A 21,942-nucleotide genomic window follows, 5' to 3' on the forward strand; every position below is an offset into this window, starting at 1 on the left:
CGGCCCCGGGAGGGGCATTACCTGCTGGGTAATCGCCAGGTCCCGGGGGCGTGGAACAGACTTCGGGCATCAGGACGGAGCGCGCGGAGCAGGACCGGAGCGCACGCCGCCGTCCGCGCACCTGCCCCATGGGAGAAGCCCAGTGAAGCGTCTCGTCCCCACCGCCGTCACGACCGCCCTCGGTGCCGCCCTGCTGGTGGTGCCCGCCTCCGGCGCCCACGCCAACGGGGCGCCGACCACCGACTTCGCCCTGACGGCCACCGGACCGGAACGCGCCACCCCGGGCGAGACCGTCGAGTACGTCCTCACCGTCACCAACAAGGGCCCCGCCGCGGCGGCCACGGTCGTCAATCTGTGGTTGCCCAAGGGCACCAGCGCGATCACCTACGCCTCGCGGCCCGTGACGAGTCAGCGCGTCCTGCTGAACACCTTCAACCCGGGCGAGGTCCGGGAGGTGAGGATCGCGGCCAGGATCGGCAACCAGAACGACGAGATGACGCTGCCCGCGTCCTTCACGGCGAACCGGGGCTTCCGGGACCGCCCGCTCTACCAGGACTCGGACAACGGGAACAACCACGCCTCGGTCGACACCGTCAACGAGAAGGGCGACCCCCTACAGGGGCCGGACAGCCGGCTCGGCCTCACCGGTGAGATCACCGGCGGGAACCAGGCCGGAGACCTCGTCACCCAGCGGCTGACCTTCACCAACACCGGCCGCCACCGGACCGAGCCCTTCGATCTGATGGGCCACGTGTACCCGGGGTCGGGCGACATCACCGAGGTCACGGGGTTGGAGGACGCCACCGGGCTGGCCTCGACGCGGGGGCTGCAGTACACGGTGCCGCGCCTCGACCCGGGCAAGACGCGCGTGGTCGCCATCACCACGAAGATCATGCCGCCCGGCTCCGGAGGGATCGGCGGCATGTACTACGCGGGCGACCTGGAACTCGACCTGCGCCGCTGACCTTTCCCCTCCCCTCCGCCCCGTTCCGGGGCCACCGAGACGCGCTCCCGGGCTCACCCCAGGGGCCCGGGAGCGTCCTTCCTCCTGGAGAACACCGTGCGACGCCTCACCTCCACCGCCCTCGTGACCGCCCTGGGCGCCACCGCCCTGGTGGTCCCCGCCACCGCCGCCCACGCCGACACCCTCATCCGCACCGACCTCGGGGTGGCGGCCGTCGGCCCGGCCACCGCGACCCCGGGGGACACGGTCACCTACACCCTCAAGGTCACCAACTGGGGCGAGCGGACGGCCTCCGCGCTCGTGCTGCTCGATCTGCCGACCGGGACCACCGACGCCACGTACGAGGACCGGCCCGTGGTGGGCGGTCTGGTCCTGGTGAACAACCTGCCCCCGGACCAGACCGACACCCTCAGGATCACGGCGAAGCTCGGTGACCACGGGGGCGCCCAGCGGTTCCCCGCCAGCTTCCGGATCAGCCAGGGCGACAGCGACTTCCCCCTCTACAAGGAGACCAACCCGGACAACGACACGGCCACCGTCGTCATCAAGAAGGCGGGGCGAACCGTGGGGCCCCGGCTCGGCATGAAGGGGACGGTCAAGGCCACCCAGCGGGTCGGACGGCCGCATCTGCACAGGGTCACCCTCACCAACACCGGTGACGAGCCCACCGAGCCGCTGTCCCTCACCGGCGTCATGCACCCCAAGTCCGAGGACGTCACGCTGGTGAAGGGGGTGGCTGACGCCGTCCGCGGGTCGTTCACCCCCACCGCGCTGAACTACACGCTGCCCGCGCTGGAGCCCGGGGCGTCGAGGGTCATCACCGTGGTGGCGCGGACGACCGACAAGCCCGGTGGGTTCGGCGGATCGTACGCGGTGGGCGGGGGCACCCAGGACGTGGCGCTCGACCTGCGCGACGGGGCCCTGCCGGGCGAACCGCGCGGCTGACCACGGGTGGGTCCGGCCCCGAACGGGCCCACCCCTCCTCACGGGACGTGACCGGTCCCGTGCGTCCCGCCCCCGCGCCCGGCCCCTCCGCCGGGAGCGGGACCGTGTTCCTGCCGGGCCGGGGGGCTCGGCAGGAACACGGGCGCTCAGGGGCGGGGCACGTTGCGGAGGTTGGAGCGGGCCATCTGGATCATCCGGCCCACCCCGCCGTCCAGGACGATCTTGGAGGCGGAGAGGGCGAAGCCGGTCACCATCTCGGCGCTGATCTTCGGCGGGATGGAGAGCGCGTGGGGGTCGGTGACCACGTCCACCAGCGCGGGGCCCCGGTGGCGGAACGCCGCCTTGAGCGCGCCCGGCAGGTCCTTGGGCTTCTCCACCCGCACCCCGTAGGCGCCGCAGGCACGGGCGACGGCCGCGAAGTCGGGGTTGTGGTTGGCGGTGCCGTACGAGGGCAGCCCGGCGACCAGCATCTCCAACTCGACCATGCCGAGTGACGAGTTGTCGAACAGCACCACCTTGACCGGCAGGTCGTGCTGGACCAGGGTCAGGAAGTCGCCCATCAGCATGGCGAACCCGCCGTCCCCCGACATCGACACCACCTGACGGTTCCGGTCGGTGAACTGGGCGCCGATCGCCTGCGGCAGCGCGTTCGCCATCGAGCCGTGCGAGAAGGAACCGATGATGCGGCGGCGGCCGTTGGGCGAGAGGTAGCGGGCCGCCCACACGTTGCACATCCCGGTGTCGACGGTGAAGACCGCGTCGTCGGAGGCGAGTTCGTCGAGGACGGACGCCACGTACTCGGGGTGGATGGGGACGTGCTTGTCCACCTTCCGGGTGTACGCCTTGATGACGCCCTCCAGCGCGTCGGCGTGCTTGCGCAGCATCTTGTCGAGGAACCGGCGGTCGGTCTTCTCCCGGACGCGCGGGATCAGACAGCGCAGCGTCTCCCGGACGTCCCCCCAGACCGCCAGGTCCAGTGTGGAACGCCGTCCGAGCCGCTCGGGGCGGACGTCCACCTGCGCGATCCGCGCCTTGTCCGGCAGGAACGCGTTGTACGGGAAGTCGGTGCCCAGCAGGAGCAGCAGATCGCACTCGTTGGTCGCCTCGTACGCCGCCCCGTAGCCGAGCAGTCCGCTCATGCCCACGTCGTACGGGTTATCGTACTGGATCCACTCCTTGCCGCGCAGGGCGTGCCCCACCGGGGACTTGATCCGTCCGGCGAACTCCATCACCTCGGCGTGCGCCCCCGCCGTGCCGCTGCCGCAGAAGAGGGCGACCTTGTCGGCGGCGTCGACCATCCGCACCAGGGCGTCGATCTCCCCGTCGCCGGGCCGGACGGTGGGCCGGGAGGTGACCAGCGCGCTCTGGGCCGACTTGTCGGGGGCGGGCTGGTCCGCGATGTCCCCGGGCAGCGACACCACGCTCACCCCGCCCTGTCCGACGGCGTGCTGGATGGCGGTGTGCAGCAGCCGGGGCATCTGGCGCGGGTTGGAGATCAGCTCGCTGTAGTGGCTGCACTCGCGGAACAGCTGGTCGGGGTGGGTCTCCTGGAAGTAGCCGAGGCCGATCTCGCTGGACGGGATGTGGGAGGCGAGGGCGAGGACCGGCGCCATCGAGCGGTGCGCGTCGTACAGTCCGTTGATCAGATGGAGGTTGCCGGGGCCGCAGGAGCCCGCGCAGGCCGCCAGCCGTCCGGTGATCTGTGCCTCGGCGCCCGCCGCGAAGGCCGCGGTCTCCTCGTGCCGGACGTGGATCCAGTCGATGTCCGGGCTGCGGCGGATCGCGTCGACCACCGGGTTCAGGCTGTCGCCCACCACCCCGTACAGGCGTTTGACGCCCGCCCGCGTGAGGATGTCGACGAACTGTTCGGCGACGTTCTGCTTGGCCATGGTCCACGCACCTCGTCCGTGCCTCGTCCGTGCCCGGCGCGGTCGCGCGCCGACGCGGACCCGCGCGTCCCGCACGTCCCGTGCTTCCGGTCGTCGGCGCCCGGAGCCCGTTCCCGGGCCGGGCCGCGTCCCGTCCATCAAGGCACGGACGGCGGGCTCACGCCTCCCAGACGGCGGCGGCGGTGCGGTCGTCGGCGTAGCCCTTGACCCGGACCGTGGCGTCCGCGAGGAAGGCGGCGAGGCCCGGCGGGCCGTCCACCCAGCGCCCCGCGAGGTGTGCGGCGAGCCCTTCCTCCCCGCGCAGCGGCTCCGCGAGCCCCGCCGAGCAGAGCAGCAGGGCGTCACCCGGACGGGCGACGGAGGCCCGGAAGCGGAACGGTTCCCGGGGGTCCCGGGGGTCGTGGGAAGCGCGGAGGTCCTGGGAGGCGTGGGGGGCGTCGTCGGCCGGTCCGCCGTCCGGGTCCGGGAGCGTCCGGTCGCGATCGGCGCCGGGGGTGCCGCTCGGCGGCGAGCCGAAGCCGACGACCGGTTCCCCTGCGGTGTCGGTGACCCGGGGCTCGATGTCCTGCCAGACGCCGTCCCGCAGCCGGAACAGTCCACCGTCACCGACCCCGAAGAACACCCGCACCCGGCAGGCGGGGTCGGCGGGGAGCAGCAGACAGCGCAGGCCCGCCGCGCGCGGCACGCCTCCGTCGCCGTCCCCGTCGCCCCTGGCGGCCGGGTCGGCGGAACGGGTCCGGGGGCCGCCGAGGCTGCGGCCGGTGAGGCGGTGGAGTCCGGACTTGAGATCGCCCCGGCGGCCGGAGCGGATGTCCTCGGAGAGCCGGACGTGGCTGCGGCCGACGGCCCGGGCGATGCTCCGCGCCGTCCGGGCGGCGGTCAGGTGCGCGCCCTCCGAGCCCCGGGCGCCGGTCGCCAGCGCCACCAGGACGAGGGCTTCCGGGCCGGTGCCGAAGCGGGCGGTGAGGAGGACGTCACGGCGGGGTTCGCCCCGGTAGCGGGCCGAGTCGCCCCGGGTGGAGACGGCCCGCAGGGTGCCCGCGCCGTACCGGGCGCCCTCCAGGACGGTGTCCGGGACGAGTTCGTCGAGCGCGTCGGGGTCGGCCACGGGCAGGGCGGTCGGTTCGGCCTCGTAGGTGGGCGGCCGGTCCCCCACGTGGCCCGCGCTCAGCGGGAGGGGCACCGGGGTGACGGCGGCCTCGCCGGTCTCGGCGGCCTCCTCGGCACGGTCCGTCACACCGGACTCACCGGACGCGCCGGACCGGGCGCCCCGGCCGAAGCGGCCCAGCCGGAAGGTGCGCGGCTCGGCGGCGGAGCCCTCGGGCCGCCAGGGCGGGCGCGGGGCGGGCGCGGGCGACGACGGGGTCAGGGGGCCCTCCGACGGGGACGGGGACGGGGTCGCCGTCGGGGACGGGGTCGCCGTCGGGGACGGTTCCGGTGTCCGTTTTGGGGACTGCTCCGGGGCCGAGGGCCTGGACGGGGTCGGTGTCGGTGTCGGTTCCGGTGTCCGTTCCGGGGGCTGCGCAGGGGCCGACGAGGACCGGGACGGGGACGCCGAGGGCCGGGCCGGCGGGGCCGGCGGCCGGGGAGCTTCCGGTGCGGGCGCGGGTGCCGGTGGCTGGGCCTTCGCCGGTACCGGTGGGGTCGTCGGCCGGGGCCCGGCGGGAGCGGGAGAGGACGACGGGGGGACGACGTCCCCGGCGGCGCGGTCGCGAGGCGCGGCACGGTCGCCGGGCGCGGTGGGAGCACGGGACGCGGTGGGGGCGCGCGGGGGCGTGGTGGGCGCCGGAGCGTCCTCGGCGGGAGCGGGCGCCGGAGCGGTCGGGGCGGCGGTGGACGCGCCTCCGCTCTTGGCGGCGTCCGGCACGTCCGGTGCGTTCGGTGTGCCCGATGCGCCTGAGGCGTTCGGCACGTCCGGTGCACCCGGTGCACCCGGTGCGCCTGAGGCGTTCGGGGCATCCGGAATGCCCGGGGCGTCCGTGGCGGCCGGCGCGTCCGGGTTCTCCGGGGCGTCCACCTGGGGCCAACCCGCGTACAAATCGCCCCACCAGTCGTCCTCTTGGCGGGCCGAAGGCCGCTCCCCCTGCTGGCTCATGCGGGTATTTTCCACGGCCTCCGGCGCCCGAAAACGGCCATTCCGAAAATCAGCCGATCCATAAGCCGATCAATCGACAAAGCGAGGAGCGGTGCGGGGCGGGCTTCGTCCCGGTGTCGCCCGGACGCACGTTCGCGCACGTCAACAGCGTGCGTCAAGGATCCGCGGCCCGGTTCGCACACCTCGTCCCCGCACCCGTTCGGACACCCTCCGCGCGCGGGGAGGCGCCCCCCTCCGACCTCACAAGTTGGCCGAAGTCCGCCCCTGCGCCCACCCGTGGGGAGTACACCGCGCACCCGCTCCCGGGGGCGCGCACCGCGCCGGACCCGTCGTCCCCGGAGATCCGCCTTGCCGTCGGGGCGGGGGATGCGGCGATGATGGGCGGCAACGGTGAACGTACGGGGAGGAAAGCCGTCACATGCTGTCCGCGCTGGGTCTGGACGAGGTGCACGAAGCGGCCTATCGGGCCCTCGTCTCACTGGGGGCCGCCGACGTCCCCGAGCTGGCCCGCAGACTGGCCCTGGGCGAGCCCGCCACCGAACGGGCGCTGCACGCGCTGGAGCGGGACGGGCTCGCCGGACGGGCCTCGGGGCTGCCGGGCCGCTGGGTGGCCGCGCCCCCGGAGATCGCGCTCGGCGCGCTCATGGCCCGGCGGCGGCGGGAGCTGGAGCGCGCGGAGCTGTCCGCCGCGCAGCTCGCCCGGGAGTACCGGGCCCGGGGCAGCGAGCCCGCCGTGCACGACCTGGTCGAGGTGGTCACCGGCCGGGCCGCCATCGCCCAGCGGTTCCTCCAGCTCCAGTGGGGCGCCACGAAGGAGATCCGGGCCCTGGTCACCAGCAATCCGGTCGCCGTCGCCTGGGCCGACAACGAGGCCGAGGCGGAGGCGGCGGGCCGGGGGGTGGCGTACCGGGTGGTCGTCGAGCACGAGGTGCTGACCGAGCCGACCGGGGTGCGGGACCTGTCGACGGCCCTGGGCCGGGGCGAGGAGATCCGGGTCACGGACCGGGTCCCGACGAAGCTGCTGATCGCGGACCGGTCGCTGGCGCTGGTGCCGCTGACCACCCGGGGCACCGAGCACTCGGCGCTGGTGGTGCACGGCAGTGAGCTGCTGGACTCCCTGACGGGACTGTTCGAGGAGGTGTGGCGGCGGGCGCTGCCGCTGCGGCTGGGCCGGGGCGGGGTCCTCGGGGCCGAGCGGACCGGGGACCCCGAGGGTCCCGGCGCCCAGGACGACCCGGACGACACCGACCTGGCGATCCTGTCGCTGCTGCTCGCCGGGCTGACCGACGCCAGCGCGGCCAAGCAGCTCGACCTCGGACTGCGGACCGTCCAGCGGCGGGTGCGGCGGCTGATGGAGCTGGCCGACGTGACGACCCGGCTCCAGCTCGGCTGGCACGCCTACGAACGCGGCTGGGTGGCGCGCGACCGCTGACGGGCGCCCCCGCGCGCGCTCCGGCACGCTGGGCTGATGGGAGCGTGGGATCTCCTGCTGGTCGGCCTCGTGCTGCTGCTCGGCCTGTGCGGGGTGATGGTGCCGGGCGTGCCGGGTTCCTGGCTGGTCTGGGCGGGGGTGGCCTGGTGGGCGGTGCAGGACACCCGGACGGTGGCCTGGGGCGTGCTGGTCGGCGCTTCGGCGGTGCTGCTGGTGGCGCAGGCGGTGCGCTGGCAGTTGCCGCCCCGGCGGCTGCGGCACAGCGGCACCACCCGGCGGATGGCCCTCTGCGCCGGACTGGGTTCGGTGCTGGGGTTCGTGGTGGTGCCGGTGGTGGGGGCGGTGCCCGGTTTCCTCGGGGGCGTCTATCTGGCCGAGCGGGTGCGGTTGGGCGGACACGGCCAGGCGTGGGCGTCCACCCGGACCGCGCTGCGGGTGGGCGGGTGGAGCGTGCTGGTGGAGTGGTTCGCCTGTCTGCTGGTCATCGGGGCGTGGGCGGGGGCACTGGTGTGGGGGTGAGCACCGGGCACTGGTCCCGGCGGCCACCCGAACGGGTCAGTGGGCGGTGTGGGCCGTGTCACGTTCCAGGGCGAGCAGGAAGGTCTTGCGGTCGAGGCCGCCCGCGTATCCGGTGAGGGAGCCGTCGGCGCCGATGACCCGGTGGCAGGGGCGCACGATGAGCAGCGGGTTCGCGCCGATCGCGCCGCCCACCGCGCGCACGGCCGCCCGGGAGGCCCCGATCGCGGCGGCGATCCGGCCGTAGGTGGTGGTCGCGCCGTGGGGGACGGCGTCGAGGGCGTCCCAGACGCGGTGCCGGAAGTCGGTGCCCGTGGGCCGCAGCGGGAGCCGGAAGGAGGTCAGCTCCCCGGCGAAGTAGGCGTCGAGCTGCTCCCGGGCCGCCCGGAAGGGTTCGGCGGCCCGGCGCCGCGCGGACCCGGCGGTACGGCCGCCCCGTTGCCCCGGGACGGAGAGGGAGGTGAGGGCGCCGTCCTCGTCGGCGGTCAGCAGCAGTTCGCCGAGGGGGCTGGCGACCGTCGTCCACAGCGGGTCGCCCGCCCGGACGGGCGCCGGGGCGAGCGGGTCGGCGGGGCCGGTGACGCTGTTGGGGCTCGTCCGGAGAACGGCGTTCGGTACGGGGCTCATGGTGTTCACGGGGTGGTACTCGCTTCCAGGGGAACGGGAAGATCAGAGGGGGCGGAGAGATCGGGAACGGCCGGAAGGCCGGGGAGCGGGTCGTCGCCCCCGGTGCGGGCCGCGCGCAGATGGGCCAGGGCGTAGGAGCGCCAGGGCCGCCAGCTGTCGGGCAGCCGTACGCCGGGCGGGGCGACGTCGGGGTCGCCGAGGGCGCGCGTACGGATCTCGGTGACGGCACGGGCGCCGAGTCCCGGCAGGGTCCGCAGCACCTCGTGCGCGGCGGCCCGGTCGGCGCCCGCGTCGAGGCGGAGGGTGCCGTCGGCGAGCGCGCGGGCCAGGGAGCCGAGCGGGCCGTCGGGGACGGCGGCGGCCAGCGTGGCCGGTTCGGGGAAGAGGTGGGTGAGGGTGCCGCAGGGCGTGTCCAGCGGGGTGCCGAACCGCGCCACCAGCCGTTCCGCGCCCGCCGGGCCGACCAGGGCGCGCACCGCGGCCTCCGCCGGGTCGGCACTGCCCGGGGAGCGCAGTCCGGGACGGGCGGTGACCAGCGGGGCGAGCCGGGGGTCGGCCCCGAGCCGCTCGTCGACGGCGTACGGGTCGGCGTCGAGGTCGAAGAGCCCGCGCAGCCGCTGGACGGCGGTGGTCAGGTCGCGCGGGTCGGTGAGCCGCAGCCGCGCGTCGAGCCAGCCGCCGGGCCGCTGGCCGCCGGGGGCGCGGCGCACGGGGGCGACGCGTTCGGCCACCGTGACCAGCGCGGTGCCGTACGGCAGGCGCAGGGTCCGCCGGTAGGTCCGTCGGCCGGGCGCTCCGGTGACCTCCTCGATCCCGGGGACGGCCGCCGCCGCGAGCAGGTCGAAGACGGGACCGGCCGGATAGGGGCCCCGGTGGGCCAGCCGCAGGGGTACGTCCGGGGTGCGGGTGCGGCCGGTGACGGCGGGACGGGCGGCGCGGGGCGCGGCGGCGCGCACCTCGGTGGGGGTCATCCCGTATCCGGCGCGCAGGGTGTCGTTGAACTGGCGGACGCTGGCGAAGCCCGACGCGAAGGCGATCTCCGTCACGGGCAGCGCGGTGGTCTGGAGGAGGGTGCGGGCGGTGTGCGTGCGCTGGGCGCGGGCCAGGGCGACGGGGCCCGCGCCGAGTTCGGCGACGAGTTGGCGCCGTACCTGGCGGGTGCTGTAGCCGAGGCGGGCGGCGAGTCCGGTGACGCCCTCGCGGTCCACGACCCCGTCGCCGATCATGCGGACCGCCCGGGCGACGGCGTCGGCCCGGACGTTCCAGGCGGCGGAGCCGGGGACGGCGTCGGGGCGGCAGCGGCGGCAGGCCCGGTATCCGGCGAGTTGGGCCGCCGCCGCGCTCGGGTAGAAGCGGACGTTCTCCCGTCGGGGGGTGCGGGCGGGGCAGCTGGGGCGGCAGTAGATGCCCGTGGTTTCGACGGCGAAGAAGAATTCGCCGTCGAACCGGGCGTCCCTGCCGCGCACGGCCTCGTACCTGGTCTCCTCGTCGGTCACCCTTCGATTGTCCCCCGGTGGGTGGCGCCCCACTGGCGGGAATCGGACGCGACGTCCGGGGCGGTGAGTCCCTACCTCCCTCGCCCGGCCCGGTCACGGTACGTGGTGAGTTGCTCGCGCAGTTCCCCGCGCCCCTGAGGGGCGCGGGGTGGTGGGCGTACGGGTCCGAGGCGCCCCGGGGGCGCCTCGGGAAACCCCGCCCCGGAGGGGCCACGCGGCTTAGGCTGCCCGTTGGCGGGGCCGCCGGGGGCGGACGCAGGCCCATTGGGCCCGAAGGCCGTGGAGGCTCTTCCGAAGAGGGCAACCACAGGCCACTTGGACGGAATGAGGGAAATGCCGGAGTTTCAAGTTCTTGCCCAAAACGGCGCTGCGGCCCGATAACGTCGCAGGTCAGGAAGAGTGGTCCCCGCGCACGCGGGGGTAGTCCCCGCCGCGCTGGTCGGGCGGGTTGCTGTGCGCGGGTGGTCCCCGCGCACGCGGGGGTAGTCCCTCGCCGTCGGGGAGAGCGGCACCCCGAAGTCGGTGGTCCCCGCGCACGCGGGGGTGGTCCCGACCTCCCCGCCGACCTCGTAGCCCTGGAGTGGTGGTCCCCGCGCACGCGGGGGTGGTCCCTGGGTGGCGGTGGCTGGGGTGGGTGGTTTGGCGTGGTCCCCGCGCGTGCGGGGGTGGTCCCGACGCGATCGTCGTGGAAGGCGAAGCCACCGGGTGGTCCCCGCGCGCGTGGGGTGGTCCCGGCTGGACGGGGGCGCCGAGGTAGTTGACGCGGTGGTCCCCGCGCGCGTGGGCTCCAGGTCATGAAGCCGCCGGGCCGTCCCGTCCAGCCGAGCGGCAGGGTGGGGCGGCGGGAAGGGGCGAGCCGCGCGGCGGCTCGCCCCTGGTGGGGCCGTCAGTGCCAGCCGTTGCGCTTGGCCTGTTGGGCGGCGCGGCCGGTCACGCCCCGGAGGCGGATCTCGCGCCGCAGTTCGGCGCGGGTCCTCGCGTCGGTCTTGGCGACGATGCGGCGGTTCTCGCGCTCCAGCTTGCGGTAGCTGTCCAGCCTGCGCTCGGGCAGCGTTCCGTCGGCGACGGCGGCGCGGACCGCGCAGCCGGGTTCCGCGTCGTGACCGCAGTCGTGGAAGCGGCACTCCCGGGCCAGTTCGTCGATCTCGGAGAAGACCCGTCCGACCCCGTTCCCGGCGTCCCACAGCCCCACGCCCCGCAGTCCGGGCGTGTCGATGAGCGAGCCCCCGCCGGGCAGCGGCAGCAGATTGCGGGTGGTGGTCGTGTGGCGGCCCTTGCCGTCGACGTCCCGGGCCGCCTGGACGGTCTGGGCCTCGGTACCGAGCAACGCGTTCGCCAGGGTGGACTTGCCCGCGCCGGACTGGCCGAGCAGCACGCTGGTGCCCCCGGCGACCACGGCGGCCAGGACGTCCAGCCCCTCCCCCGTGGTCGCGCTGACCGGCAGCACGGGCACCCCGGGCGCGCTGGTCTCCACGTCCTGGACGAGGTACGACAGCGCCGTCGCGTCGGGGACGAGGTCGGCCTTGGTCAGGACGACGACGGGCCGCGCGCCGGACTCCCAGCCGAGGGCCAGGAACCGTTCGATCCGGCCGAGGTCGAGTTCGACCGCGAGGGACACCGCGATCAGCACGGTGTCGACGTTGGCGGCGAGGATCTGCCCCTCGGACCGCTTGGAGGAGGTGGACCGGACGAACGAGTGACGGCGGGGCAGGTACGCCCGCACGTAGCGGGGGTCACCGCCCTCGGGGTCGACGGCCGCCCAGTCCCCGGTGCAGATCACCCGGAGCGGATCGTGCGGGGTGACGTACGCGGTGTCGGGGCGGACGAGTCCGTCGGCCGTCACCACGTCGCACTGGCCCCGGTCGACGCGGACCACCCGGCCGGGCACCAGTCCCCGCTCGGCGTACGGGGCGAACGCGGCCGCCCAGCCCTCGTCCCAGCCGTAGGCGGCCAGGGGGTGCGGGGCGAGCGGGCCGACGGGGGTCGTCAGAGACGGGGTGCCGTCGGCGGGCGGGGGGAAAGCGGAGGAAGAAGAGGTGGAGGAGGAGAGAGGAGCGGAAGCGGACAACGGGGGGAACCCTTCACACGGGTGGTCCCGGGCGCGCGTCGGCGCGGAGCGCCGGATCTGGGTCGGCGCGGGTCAGCCGGGGACCACGGAAGTGGGAGACACGGACTTCGGGAAGAGGGCGGCGCCCTGCGAAACGACAGCCATCGGTCACACCTCCTGGGTTCACGGTCATGGTCCGGCCGCCACCGGTGGAGCACCGGCACGGCGACCCGCCCACCGTAGCCTCCGGGGCCGCACCCGCGTCAAAGGGTTTTCCCGGGTGGTCGGACCGGGAGCGGGGACGTCACCCCTGCCCCCGCGTGGACGCCGGGGGAACGGAACGGGACGGGGCCGAACGGGACGGGGGCGGGGCTCAGCCCTCGTCGGCCGCGTCCTGGGGGGCGAGGCTGTCCATGAAGGAGCTGACGGAGAACACCGCGTGTCCCGGGCCCGCGGGTCCGTAGCCGGGCGGCGAGGTCAGTCCGAACTCGTCCATCGTCGCGCGGTAGGACTCCAGCAGCCGGATGTGGTACTCCAGCGGCGCGCCCTGCGGATTGGCCTTGCCGAGCGGGGTGGTGGGCTCCGGGCACCAGGTGGTGAAGCGGGGCGTGATGCCCTGCGACATGAAGAACCGCAGGCCCTCGGTGGTGGACGCGATGGCCTCGTCCACGGTGGTGAAGCCGAAGGGCTCCGCCATCTCGACGCCCGCCACGAAGTTGGGGATGACGTTGCGCGCGCCGAAGACGTCCGCCGAGTCGAGGATGCGGCGGTGCCACTCGTCGCGGCCCACGTAGCGCTCCTTGCCGGGGCAGTACAGCTCGAACAGTCGACGGTCCCACACCTCGTAGTTGGGGTGGTAGATCCGCACCCCGTAGTCCTTGAAGCGCTGGACGTCGTCCTTGGGCAGCGCCTGGGCGACGACCTTGCCGATCCAGCGGCCCGGGAAGCGCTCCTCGATGGCCTTGGCGTAGTGGCCGTAGAAGTCGGCCTCGTCGCGGCCCGCGACCTTGGAGGTGACGGCACCGCCGGTGAGGGTGTAGGCGGTGGAGGCGCGCGCGGTGTCGTACTTGTCGATGATCTCCAGGGCCTCCAGCACCTCCTCCACGTCCTTGACGCCGGTGTAGGGGCGGCCCGCCGCCTTGTGCTGGCGCCAGTTGTGGTTGATGTCGCAGTACTGGCACTCCTCCTTGGCGCCGAAGTACTGGCAGACCCGGAAGACCGTCAGATAGATGAGGTAGCCCCACTGGATCGTCGGCGCGACCTCCATCACCGACTTTCCGTTGGCCAGCTTGTGCCGGTAGTAGTCCGGCATCGGCGGCAGACCGACGTCCGCGATCCGGGCGCCATCGAGGAAGAGCGCCAGCATGCCGTCCGCGTCGGCGGCCACCCGGTACGGGGAGGCGGGGTTGACCCGGACGGAGACCACGGTGCGGCGCAGCCCGTAGGGGCCGCCGGTGAGGACGATCTCCTCCGGGGGACGGCGCAGCGCGGCGGCGCCCAGCTCGGGCAGGGTGCCGTGGTCGAAGGAGAAGATGAAGTACGACTTGGGCTTGACGTCGCCGGACGCCTCGTTGGCGGTGTCGCTGAGGGCGGACTCGTCGAAGGCGATGCCGCCGCGCAGCAGGTCCTCCTTGATGACCGCTTCCCTCGGTACGTGCGGGAACCGTTCCATCAGGTCCTCGACCAGTTCGGTACGGCGTACCGCGCCGTCCGGGGTGTCGGTCCCGTCCGTGGTGCCCATCGTCTGTCTCCTCGTTCCCCGGCCGCGGAGGGTGTGTGCGTCCGGCCCTCCACCGTATGCCCCCGGCCGGGGCGTTCCGACCGGGGGCCGGGGGGTCGGGGGACCTAGGACCGTAGGACCGTGGGCCGTCCCCCGCAGTGCCCCGCCGTCCCGGCAGCGGTCCCCGTCGCGGGGACGGCGGGTCCCCAGGGCCGGGGGTCAGCGGACGGGGGCCAGGGCGGGTGCGGCGGGGCGGACGGGCTCCGGTCCGGCGGGCCAGAGGGCGAAGGCCCGGTCCCGGGGGCCGTGCTCCACCGCGCCGCCCGGGCCGGGGCCGAAGCGGCGCACCGGGTGGCGGGCGTCCCAGGCGGGCCACCCGGGGTCGCCGTCGGTGATGAAGCGCACCCAGGCGCGGTGCATCTCGTGGGCGAGCCAGCGCGGGGCGCCGGGTCCGGCCAGCATCGCCGCCTCCGGGGTGTCCGCCGTGTCGAAGACGAAGCCCAGTTCCAGCGCGTGGCAGGCCCCGAGGCCGGGGAGGCCGGACGGCCAGGCGAACTCGTAGAGGTGGGTGGGGGCCGCTCCGCGCGGGGAGAGCCTGCGCGCCTCACTCAGCTGGTGGACGGGGCGTCTCAGCAGATGGTCGGTGACCAGTTGGCCGACGATCTCGGTGGTGCTGGCGCCGGGCAGCAGTTCCCGGTAGCCGCGCACCACCCCGGGGCCGCAGCGGCAGCGGGCCCGCGCCCAGGCCAGGGCGAGCGGGCCGAGCCGGTCGATCCGCTCGGTGAGACCGCCCGGCGCGAGCCACAGCAGGTGTTCCCGCGCGGTCCAGCCCATCATCAGGGCGACCTCCGGCGCGCCGTCCCCCCGGAGCAGCGCGGCCATGGGCTCCTCGGGGACCAGGTCCCCGTCCACGACCACCCCGAAGGCGGGGCCGCCGAGCAGCGGGCTCGCCCAGCGGCCCGCCTCCTGCTGGGCGTCCAGCAGGGCGGCGGGGGCCACCCGCGCGAACGCCCCGGCCGTCGCGGGGACCTTCAATCGGGCGGCCATCCGACGGACCATCCGGCGGGCCTTGTCCCGTTCCACGGTCTGCGGCGGACCGCTCTGGAGCACCGCCCGGTGGAACAGTCCCCGGGCCCGGGGGCTGGCCAGCAGCACCCCCGCGCTGATGGCACCCGCCGACTCCCCGAAGACCGTCACCCGGCCGGGGTCGCCGCCGAAGCCCCCGACGTTGTCCCGGACCCATTCCAGGGCGGCGAGCTGGTCGCGCAGTCCCGCGTTGGGCGGGGCGTCCGGGAAGAGGCCGTACCCCTCCACGCCCAGCCGGTAGTTGAACGAGACCAGGACCACCCCGTCGCGGGCGAAGGCGGCGCCGTCGTACACCGGGACGGCGGAGGAGCCCCGGGTCAGGGAACCGCCGTGGATCCAGACCGCGACCGGGAGCCGGGCGGCCGGATCCGGGTCCGGGGTCCACACGTTGACGGTGAGCCAGTCGTCACCGGGGACGACTGGGTCGGAGAGGATCCGGGCGAACGGCTCGCTGTAGGGGGGTCTGGGCGGGGTGGGGCCGAAGGCGACGGCCTCCCGGACGCCGTCCCAGCGGGCCGGGGGCCGGGGTGGACGGAAGCGGTCGGCGCCCAGCGGGGGCGCCGCGTAGGGGATGCCCCGGAAGACGGCGATCCGCCGCCCGTCCACGTCCTGACGGCGTCCGCGCACCACCCCGTACGCGGTCCGCACCCGTGGTCCCGACGTCATGCGCGCCCCTCTCCGTCCCGGCTCCGTCCACACCGTCGCTCGTTCGGCAGTCTGGTGCACGCCGCCGCTCGTCCCGGCCTCGTCCGCGACGCCTCCCAGGGTGGCTCAGGAGCCCGGTCCGGGCCACCCGGACGGACCAGCGGACGGGCACCGCGCCCGGGGCACGCCGCCGAGGGCCCGCGACCGGATGCGTCCGGCAGCCGTCCGTCTGTCCGGCGGCTGTCTGTCCGGCGGCCGTCCGGGCGGAGGCCCCGTCCCGGCCGGACCGCAGGGCCCCGTCCCCGGGTACGCGGGGACGGGACGGAGCGCGTGCGGACGGTCCGGGGCGCCGAGGCCGCCCGGGACGGTCCGGTGAGCGCCGCCGGGCCCATGAGCACCACCCGCCGCACGAGGACCCGCCCGGGGTGCGGCGCACGAAGACCCGCCCGGGGTACGGCGCACGAGGACCCGCCCGGGGTGCGGCACTCGCGGTCGTCCGGGCCGGGTCCCGTCACGGGGCGTCCGGGCGGACGGGCCGGGGAGCCGTCCGATTCCTTCAAGCCGGGGCGGGCCGCGCCCGCCTACGCTCCCCCCATGAACGCACGATTCGATCTTGTCAGCGTGGTCGTCTCCGACATGGCGGCCTCCGTGGCCTTCTACCGGCGGCTCGGCCTCGCCTTCCCGGACGGCGCCGAGGGCCTCCCGCACGCCGAGGCCGGACTGCCCGGGGGCCTGCGGTTCGCCCTCGACACCGAGGAGGTCATCCGGAGCTTCCTGCCCGATTGGCGGGGCGTGCCGGAGGGCCGGGTGGGGCTCGCCTTCCACTGCGAGGGCGGTCCGGCGGGGGTGGACGCCCTGTACGCGGCGCTGCTCGCCGACGGGTACCGGGGGCTGCGCGCGCCGTGGGACGCGCCCTGGGGACAGCGGTACGCCCTGGTAGCGGACCCGGACGGCAACGGGGTGGACCTCTTCGCGCCGCTGCCCTCCTGACCGTCCCGCCCCGCCGGTCCCACCCGTATCGCCGGTCCTGTCCATCCCGCCCGTCGCGTCCCGACCCGTCCGGACGGACCGAACCCCGCCCGGACGGGTCGTGAGCGGGCCGGTCAGGGCAGGAGACGGGCCAGGGTGGTCCCGCTCAGCGCGCGGGTCTCGCGGGCCAGATGGGCCTGGTCCGCGTATCCGGCGGCGAGGGCGGCGGCCGCCCTGGGGGTGCCCGCCCGGACCAGGGCCAGGGCCCGCTGGAAGCGCAGCACCCGGGCCAGGGTCTTGGGCCCGTAGCCGAAGACCTCCAGCGATCTGCGGTGCAGGGCGCGCGCCCCCAGACCGGTGCGGTCGGCCACCTCGCCGACCCGGTGTCCGGCGCGCAGTCCGGCGACGATCCCCGCCACCAGGGGATCCGTCCCGCCCGCCGATTCCCACCGCTCCCCCGCCACGGCCTCCAGGGCCGCCGCCGGGTCGGACGCCGCCGCGATCCGTCCGGCGAGCGCGCGGACCGTCGCGGCGGGCCAGAGGTCGGCGAGGTCCACCCGGCGGTCGCGCAGGGCGTGCGCGGGGACGCCGAACACCGCAGCCCCGGTGCCAGGCGCGAAGCGCACCCCGGTGTACGGGGCGGAGCCGTCCGGGGGGTGGGCGCGGGTGTCGGGTCCGGCCACCAGCAGCCGTCCCCCGCTCCAGAGCAGGTCCGTACAGCCGTCGGGCAGCACGGGCCGGGGCGGCGCGGACCGGACGGCGCCCTCCGGCGGCCGAGCGCTCCACACCACCGCCCCGGGCACCCGGGACGGACGTTCCCCGTACCCCACGGGCCCGGACTACGGCACCGGGAGCGGGGCGGTAGCCCGGTGCTCCCGGTACTCGCTGGGGCTCATCCCGCGCTCCCGTTTGAAGGCGCCGGAGAGCGCGAACGCGGTGCCGTAGCCCACCTTCCGGGCGATGGCCCCGAGGGTGAGGTCGGTGTCCCGCAGCAGGTCGGCGCAGAGCGCGAGGCGCCAGCCGGTGAGGTACGCCATCGGCGGCTCGCCGACGAGCGCGGTGAACCGGCGGGCGAGCGCGGCCCGGGACACCCCGCAGCGGGCGGCGAGCGCGGCGACCGTCCACGGGCGGGCCGGGTCGTCCTGGAGGAGCCGCAGGGCCCGTCCGACGACGGGGTCGGCGAGGGCCGCGTACCAGCCGGGCGGGTCGGCCCCGGGGCGGGAGAACCAGGTGCGCAGGGCCTGGATGACGACGAGGTCGAGCAGCCGGTCCAGGACGACGTCCTGGCCGGGCTGGTCGCGGACCATCTCGGTGGCGAGCAGCGCCAGCAGTCCGCCGTCCCACTCCCCGGCCGGGAGGGTGAGCAGCGGGGGCAGCGCGTCGAGGAGCCGTCCGCCGATCGCGCCGGGCGCCTGGTAGGTGCCGATGAGCAGGGCGACGGAGCCGTCGGCCCGATCGCCCCAGGTCCGTACGCCCAGGTCCATCAGCCCGTGCAGCGGCTCGCCGTCGGGGGTGGCGCAGATCCCGCCGGGCAGGCAGTGCACCAGGGGCTCGGTGGCGGGGTCGTCGGCGCAGGTGTACGGGTCGGGGCCACGGGCGATGGCGACGTCCCCGGGTCGGACGAGGACGGGCCCGCCGTGCTCGGGGACGATCCACGCCTCGCCCCGGGCCATGACCATCAGGGAGAGCGGGGCGCGGTCCTCGACCCGGACCGACCAGGGCGGGTCGAGGCAGGCGCGGATGAGGAAGGCACCCCGCGCCCGGGGGCCTTCCAGCAGACCGGCGAGGGCGTCCATGCGGGTCAGGGTAGGCGAGCGGCGGGGCGGCGGTCGCGCCGGGCGGGAGGGTACGGGGACGGAGCGCGGGGACGGACGGGACGGACCGGGGCCTTCGGGGACGTTTCCGTCCCCGAAGGCCCCGGTCCGCGCGTCGGTGGTGGTCAGGCCCGGGGGTCGCGCCGGGCGTGCCGTCCGGACGTGGTCCTGGGGTCCGGGCCGTGGGCGGCGCCGTACGGAGCGTCCGGGTCGGCCCCGTACGGGGTGCCGGAGGCGGCGCCGTACGGGATGCCCGGGTCCGGGCCGTACGGGGTGCCGGGGGCGGCCGGGGGGAGCGGGGGGACCACGGGGGGCGGCGGGGCGGTCGGCGGCGAGGGAGGCGTCGCGGGCGGCGAGCCGTACGACCCGCCGCCGGACGTCCCGGACCCGTTCGCGGTCCCGGGACCGTGGCCTTGCCCGTGGTGACGGCCGTGCCCGTGGCCATGGCCCGGCTCAGGGCCGTTGCCGTTGCCGTTCAGGGTGGCGTTTCCGGTCCCGGGCCCGGTGCCGTTCGGAGCGGCGCTCCCGGTCCCGGTGCCGTTCCCGGTGCCGTTCCCGGTCGTGTGCGCCGTGCCGTCGTCGGCGGGCGGGGTGCCGGGCTCGTGGGCGCGGCGCAGCGGGGTCAGCAGCCGGGAGCCGACGTCCTCCGGGGGCAGGAACCTCGACCAGCGCTCCGGGAACTCGGAGGGCATGTCGGGGTCGTCGGAGTAGTCCGCGTAGTCCGCGTCGTCGGAGTACCCGGTGGGGTCGCCGCCGTCCCCGGGGAAGTCGGGGAAGACGGAGTACTGCTCACCGCCGTGACGGCGCCAGGCGGCGGCGCGGGCCATGTACTCGGCGATCTGCTCCCGCTTGGCCCGCTCCTGGGCGGCACGGGCGGCGGCGGTGGCGACGGACGGCCACACCCGGTCGATCGCCGCGTTCACGGCGGCCCCCACCAGCACCGCGAACGCGGAGACGCCGATCCACAGCAGCACCGCGACGGGGGCGGCGAGGGAGCCGTAGATGGTGGGCCCCTCGACGGTGTTCGTCAGGTAGATGCGGAGCAGGAAGCTGCCGAGCACCCACATCCCGAGGGCGACGAGGGCCCCCGGCACGTCCTCCACCCAGGGCGAGCGCACCGGCACCGAGACGTGGTAGAGCGTCGTCAGGAAGGCGACCGAGAGCACGATGACGACGGGCCAGTAGAGCACTTGGACCACCGTCGTGGACCAGGGCACCACCTTCACCACCGCGTCCGGCCCGGCGACCAGCAGCGGCAGCGCCACCGAGCCGATCAGCAGCGCCACGATGAACAGCAGGAACGCCAGCAGCCGGGTCTTCACGATGCCCCGGGCGCCGTCCAGCCCGTACATCACGGTGATGGTGTCGATGAAGACGTTCACCGCGCGGGAGCCCGACCACAGGGCGAACAGGAAGCCGATGGAGATGACGTCGGGTCTGCCGCCCTCCATCACGTCGTCCAGGATCGGCCGGGCGATCTCGTTGACGCCCTTGTCCGACAGGACCGTGCGGGACGCCTCCAGCAGGTTCGCCTCGACGCTGGCGATGGTGGAGGCGCCCGTCCAGGAGTCGACGTACCCGAGCAGCCCGATCAGGCTCAGCAGCAGCGGGGGGACGGACAGCAGCGTGAAGAACGCCGCCTCGGCGGCCAGACCGAGGATGCGGTACTCGATGCACGAGTTGACCGTGTCCTTGAGCAGGAGCCAGGCGGTCCTGCGTTTGGATACGTCCCGGTACAGGGCTTTGGCCCGATGAAGACGACCGGCTGGCCGGTCAGGTGTTTCTTTCGCCTCGCGCACGTCCTTACCGTATCGGGCATGGCAGCGAGCACCCACACCGTGACCAACCAGCCCCCACCCTTGACCGGGTATGACGTGTTCGCCGGTGACCTGGCGCTTTCGGAGGCGGTGACCCGGCATCTGGACCCCGCGCTGAGGGCGGAGGCGACCGCCGAACTCTCGTTCCTCGGGCGGGCCGCGGGGTCGGCCCAGGCCCAGGAGTGGGGCGCCCTCGCCAACGAGAACCCGCCCCGGCTGCGGACCCACGACCGCTACGGCCACCGGATCGACGAGGTGGCGTTCCACCCGGCGTGGCACCGGCTGCTGGGCAAGGGGGTCGGGGCCGGGCTGACGGCGGCCTGGACCACCCCGGGCGGGCACGTGCGGCGGGCGGCCGGGTTCCTGGTGTGGTCGCAGGTGGAGGCCGGGCACGGCTGTCCGCTGTCGATGACGCACGCGGCCGTGCCCGCGCTGCGCGCCGAGCCCGCCCTGGCCGCGCTGTGGGAGCCCCGGCTGACCTCCCGGACCTACGACCCGGGGCTGCGTCCGGCGGCGCTGAAGGCCGGGGCCCTGCTCGGCATGGCCATGACGGAGAAGCAGGGCGGCAGCGACGTCCGGGCGAACACCACGATGGCCCGGCCGCTGGACGGGTCCGGGGAGTACGCGCTGACCGGGCACAAGTGGTTCTGCTCGGCGCCGATGTCGGACGGCTTCCTGGTGCTGGCGCGGACCGGCGAGGGGCCGACCTGCTTCCTGGTGCCCCGGGTGCTGGAGGACGGGACCCGCAACGCGTTCGCGCTCCAGCGGCTGAAGGACAAGCTGGGCAACCGTTCCAACGCCTCCGCCGAGGTCGAGTTCGACGGGACCCTGGCCCACCGGGTCGGTCCGGAGGGGCGCGGGGTGCCCACCATCCTCGGCATGGTGGCGGCGACCCGGCTGGACTGCGTGCTCGGTTCGGCCGCGCAGATGCGGCAGGCGGTCGCCCAGGCGGTGCACCACACCACGTACCGGGAGGCGTTCGGCGGGCCGCTGGTGGACAAGCCGCTGATGCGCAACGTCCTCGCCGACCTGGCGGTGGAGTCGGAGGCGGCGACCACCCTGGCGCTGCGGCTCGCGGCGGCGTACGACGCGGCGGAGGACCCGGGGCACCCGGACGCCGCCGCCGAGCGGGCGCTGCTGCGGCTCGCGGTGCCGGTCGCCAAGTACTGGGTCACCAAGCGGTGCACCCCTCTGGTGGCCGAGGCGCTGGAGTGCCTGGGCGGCAACGGGTACGTGGAGGAGTCCGGGCTGCCGAGGCTGCTGCGGGAGTCACCGCTGAACTCCATCTGGGAGGGCTCGGGCAATGTGCAGGCGCTGGACGTGCTGCGGGCGCTGGGCCGGGAGCCGGAGGCGCTGAACGCGTTCCTGGTGGAGGTGGGACGGGCCCGGGGCGCGGACGACCGGCTCGACCGGGCCATCCGGGACCTGTTGACCGAGCTGGCCGATCTGGCGGGGCTGGAGGCGCGGGCCCGGCGGGTGGTGGAGCGGATGGCCCTGGTGCTCCAGGGGGCGCTGCTGGTGCGGTTCGCGCCGCCCTCGGTGGCGGACGCGTTCTGCTCCTCGCGGCTCGCGGGGGACCGGGGCGCGGCGTTCGGCACGCTCGCCCACACCCTGGACCTGGCCGGGGTGGTCGACCGGGCCCGCCCGCCCCTGGGCTGAGCCCCCGCCCCTTCCGGGCGCGGTCCGCCGTACGACGCTCCCGCGCCTCCGGATCTTCGAGTGCGGACCGTGGACGGTTGCTCGCGCAGTTCCCCGCGCCCCTACGGGGTGCCCCGTAGGGGCGCGGGGAACTGCGCGGGCGACCCTCCACGACAGCGAGCCGAACACCGTCCGGAAGGCCCCGTCAGGGGCGCGGGGAACGGCGCGGGCGGCCCACCACG

15 protein-coding genes, 1 pseudogene and 1 CRISPR repeat array are annotated in these 21,942 nt (G+C 75.4%); of the genes and pseudogenes, 6 read left to right on the forward strand and 10 right to left on the reverse strand.

The features are described 5' to 3' along the window. Positions 1 to 142 precede the first annotated feature (142 nt). Positions 143 to 964: a COG1361 family protein gene (locus ACVWNX_RS05880; RefSeq protein WP_454412806.1), complete on the forward strand. Its 822-nt coding sequence runs from the start codon at positions 143 to 145 to the stop codon at positions 962 to 964. 96 nt (positions 965 to 1,060) lie between these two features. Next, positions 1,061 to 1,909 (forward strand): hypothetical protein, encoded by an 849-nt coding sequence (locus ACVWNX_RS05885; protein WP_454412807.1) that lies wholly within the window; start codon positions 1,061 to 1,063, stop codon positions 1,907 to 1,909. 146 nt (positions 1,910 to 2,055) lie between these two features. Here ACVWNX_RS05885 and ACVWNX_RS05890 read toward each other — a convergent pair whose 3' ends face one another. Both ACVWNX_RS05890 and ACVWNX_RS05895 read right to left on the reverse strand, forming a co-directional pair. Then, complete coding sequence (locus ACVWNX_RS05890; RefSeq protein ID WP_454412808.1) at positions 2,056 to 3,798, reverse strand: pyruvate dehydrogenase; 1,743 nt, start codon at positions 3,796 to 3,798, stop codon at positions 2,056 to 2,058. A gap of 157 nt (positions 3,799 to 3,955) precedes the next feature. Then, positions 3,956 to 5,893: a protein phosphatase 2C domain-containing protein gene (locus ACVWNX_RS05895; protein ID WP_454412809.1), complete on the reverse strand. Its 1,938-nt coding sequence runs from the start codon at positions 5,891 to 5,893 to the stop codon at positions 3,956 to 3,958. A 418-nt stretch (positions 5,894 to 6,311) separates the two neighbouring features. Between ACVWNX_RS05895 and ACVWNX_RS05900 the strand changes: the two genes are divergently transcribed. Together ACVWNX_RS05900 and ACVWNX_RS05905 are read left to right on the forward strand one after the other, a co-directional pair. Further along, positions 6,312 to 7,325: a helix-turn-helix domain-containing protein gene (locus ACVWNX_RS05900; RefSeq protein WP_454412810.1), complete on the forward strand. Its 1,014-nt coding sequence runs from the start codon at positions 6,312 to 6,314 to the stop codon at positions 7,323 to 7,325. A 36-nt stretch (positions 7,326 to 7,361) separates the two neighbouring features. Continuing rightward, on the forward strand, positions 7,362 to 7,844 hold the full coding sequence (locus ACVWNX_RS05905) for a DUF456 domain-containing protein (RefSeq protein WP_454412811.1): 483 nt from the start codon (positions 7,362 to 7,364) through the stop codon (positions 7,842 to 7,844). A 36-nt stretch (positions 7,845 to 7,880) separates the two neighbouring features. Here ACVWNX_RS05905 and ACVWNX_RS05910 read toward each other — a convergent pair whose 3' ends face one another. The 5 genes from ACVWNX_RS05910 to ACVWNX_RS05930 all read right to left on the reverse strand — a co-directional run bounded on the left by ACVWNX_RS05910 (position 7,881) and on the right by ACVWNX_RS05930 (position 15,483). Further along, positions 7,881 to 8,468 (reverse strand): methylated-DNA--[protein]-cysteine S-methyltransferase, encoded by a 588-nt coding sequence (locus ACVWNX_RS05910; protein ID WP_454412812.1) that lies wholly within the window; start codon positions 8,466 to 8,468, stop codon positions 7,881 to 7,883. 5 nt (positions 8,469 to 8,473) lie between these two features. Continuing rightward, positions 8,474 to 9,964, reverse strand: a complete 1,491-nt coding sequence (locus ACVWNX_RS05915; protein ID WP_454412813.1) for a DNA-3-methyladenine glycosylase 2 family protein — start codon at positions 9,962 to 9,964, stop codon at positions 8,474 to 8,476. A gap of 399 nt (positions 9,965 to 10,363) precedes the next feature. Beyond that, positions 10,364 to 10,637: direct repeats of the CRISPR family, unit length 29 nt; unit sequence GTGGTCCCCGCGCACGCGGGGGTAGTCCC. Between the two features lie 213 nt (positions 10,638 to 10,850). Then, complete coding sequence (rsgA, locus tag ACVWNX_RS05920) at positions 10,851 to 11,954, reverse strand: ribosome small subunit-dependent GTPase A (protein WP_454414646.1); 1,104 nt, start codon at positions 11,952 to 11,954, stop codon at positions 10,851 to 10,853. Positions 11,955 to 12,384: 430 nt separating this feature from the next. Next, positions 12,385 to 13,752: a radical SAM protein gene (locus tag ACVWNX_RS05925; protein WP_454412814.1), complete on the reverse strand. Its 1,368-nt coding sequence runs from the start codon at positions 13,750 to 13,752 to the stop codon at positions 12,385 to 12,387. A 198-nt stretch (positions 13,753 to 13,950) separates the two neighbouring features. Further along, positions 13,951 to 15,483, reverse strand: coding sequence for a carboxylesterase/lipase family protein (locus ACVWNX_RS05930; RefSeq protein WP_454412815.1), 1,533 nt, complete (start codon positions 15,481 to 15,483; stop codon positions 13,951 to 13,953). A 573-nt stretch (positions 15,484 to 16,056) separates the two neighbouring features. Here ACVWNX_RS05930 and ACVWNX_RS05935 point away from each other — a divergent pair. Beyond that, a complete protein-coding gene (locus ACVWNX_RS05935; protein ID WP_454412816.1) occupies positions 16,057 to 16,452 on the forward strand; it encodes a VOC family protein in 396 nt (131 codons plus the stop codon). Positions 16,453 to 16,565: 113 nt separating this feature from the next. Here ACVWNX_RS05935 and ACVWNX_RS05940 read toward each other — a convergent pair whose 3' ends face one another. From ACVWNX_RS05940 to ACVWNX_RS05950, 3 genes and pseudogenes are all read right to left on the reverse strand, one after another. Next, the gene (locus ACVWNX_RS05940; protein ID WP_454412817.1) at positions 16,566 to 17,222 is read right to left on the reverse strand and encodes a helix-turn-helix domain-containing protein; all 657 of its coding nucleotides are present in this window, start codon (positions 17,220 to 17,222) and stop codon (positions 16,566 to 16,568) included. 48 nt (positions 17,223 to 17,270) lie between these two features. Next, on the reverse strand, positions 17,271 to 18,227 hold the full coding sequence (locus tag ACVWNX_RS05945; RefSeq protein ID WP_454412818.1) for an AraC family transcriptional regulator: 957 nt from the start codon (positions 18,225 to 18,227) through the stop codon (positions 17,271 to 17,273). Between the two features lie 611 nt (positions 18,228 to 18,838). After that, positions 18,839 to 20,044, reverse strand: a pseudogene (locus ACVWNX_RS05950) (YihY/virulence factor BrkB family protein); the annotation flags it as partial. A gap of 18 nt (positions 20,045 to 20,062) precedes the next feature. Here ACVWNX_RS05950 and ACVWNX_RS05955 point away from each other — a divergent pair. Continuing rightward, entirely contained in the window at positions 20,063 to 21,721 is a 1,659-nt protein-coding gene (locus ACVWNX_RS05955) for an acyl-CoA dehydrogenase family protein (protein ID WP_454412819.1), read from the forward strand. The last annotated feature ends 221 nt before the right edge of the window (positions 21,722 to 21,942 follow it).

It is taken from the genome of Streptomyces sp. JNUCC 64, from assembly GCF_054484115.1.

What these genes read in the sequence shown, in the direction of transcription:
- ACVWNX_RS05890 (WP_454412808.1), bottom strand. Translation starts at nt 3,798, where the DNA reads ATGGCCAAGCAGAACGTCGCCGAACAGTTCGTCGACATCCTCACGCGG.
- ACVWNX_RS05895 (WP_454412809.1), bottom strand. Translation starts at nt 5,893, where the DNA reads ATGAGCCAGCAGGGGGAGCGGCCTTCGGCCCGCCAAGAGGACGACTGG.
- ACVWNX_RS05900 (WP_454412810.1), top strand. Translation starts at nt 6,312, where the DNA reads ATGCTGTCCGCGCTGGGTCTGGACGAGGTGCACGAAGCGGCCTATCGG.
- ACVWNX_RS05905 (WP_454412811.1), top strand. Translation starts at nt 7,362, where the DNA reads ATGGGAGCGTGGGATCTCCTGCTGGTCGGCCTCGTGCTGCTGCTCGGC.
- ACVWNX_RS05910 (WP_454412812.1), bottom strand. Translation starts at nt 8,468, where the DNA reads ATGAGCCCCGTACCGAACGCCGTTCTCCGGACGAGCCCCAACAGCGTC.
- ACVWNX_RS05925 (WP_454412814.1), bottom strand. Translation starts at nt 13,752, where the DNA reads ATGGGCACCACGGACGGGACCGACACCCCGGACGGCGCGGTACGCCGT.
- ACVWNX_RS05930 (WP_454412815.1), bottom strand. Translation starts at nt 15,483, where the DNA reads ATGACGTCGGGACCACGGGTGCGGACCGCGTACGGGGTGGTGCGCGGA.
- ACVWNX_RS05935 (WP_454412816.1), top strand. Translation starts at nt 16,057, where the DNA reads ATGAACGCACGATTCGATCTTGTCAGCGTGGTCGTCTCCGACATGGCG.
- ACVWNX_RS05945 (WP_454412818.1), bottom strand. Translation starts at nt 18,227, where the DNA reads ATGGACGCCCTCGCCGGTCTGCTGGAAGGCCCCCGGGCGCGGGGTGCC.
- ACVWNX_RS05955 (WP_454412819.1), top strand. Translation starts at nt 20,063, where the DNA reads ATGGCAGCGAGCACCCACACCGTGACCAACCAGCCCCCACCCTTGACC.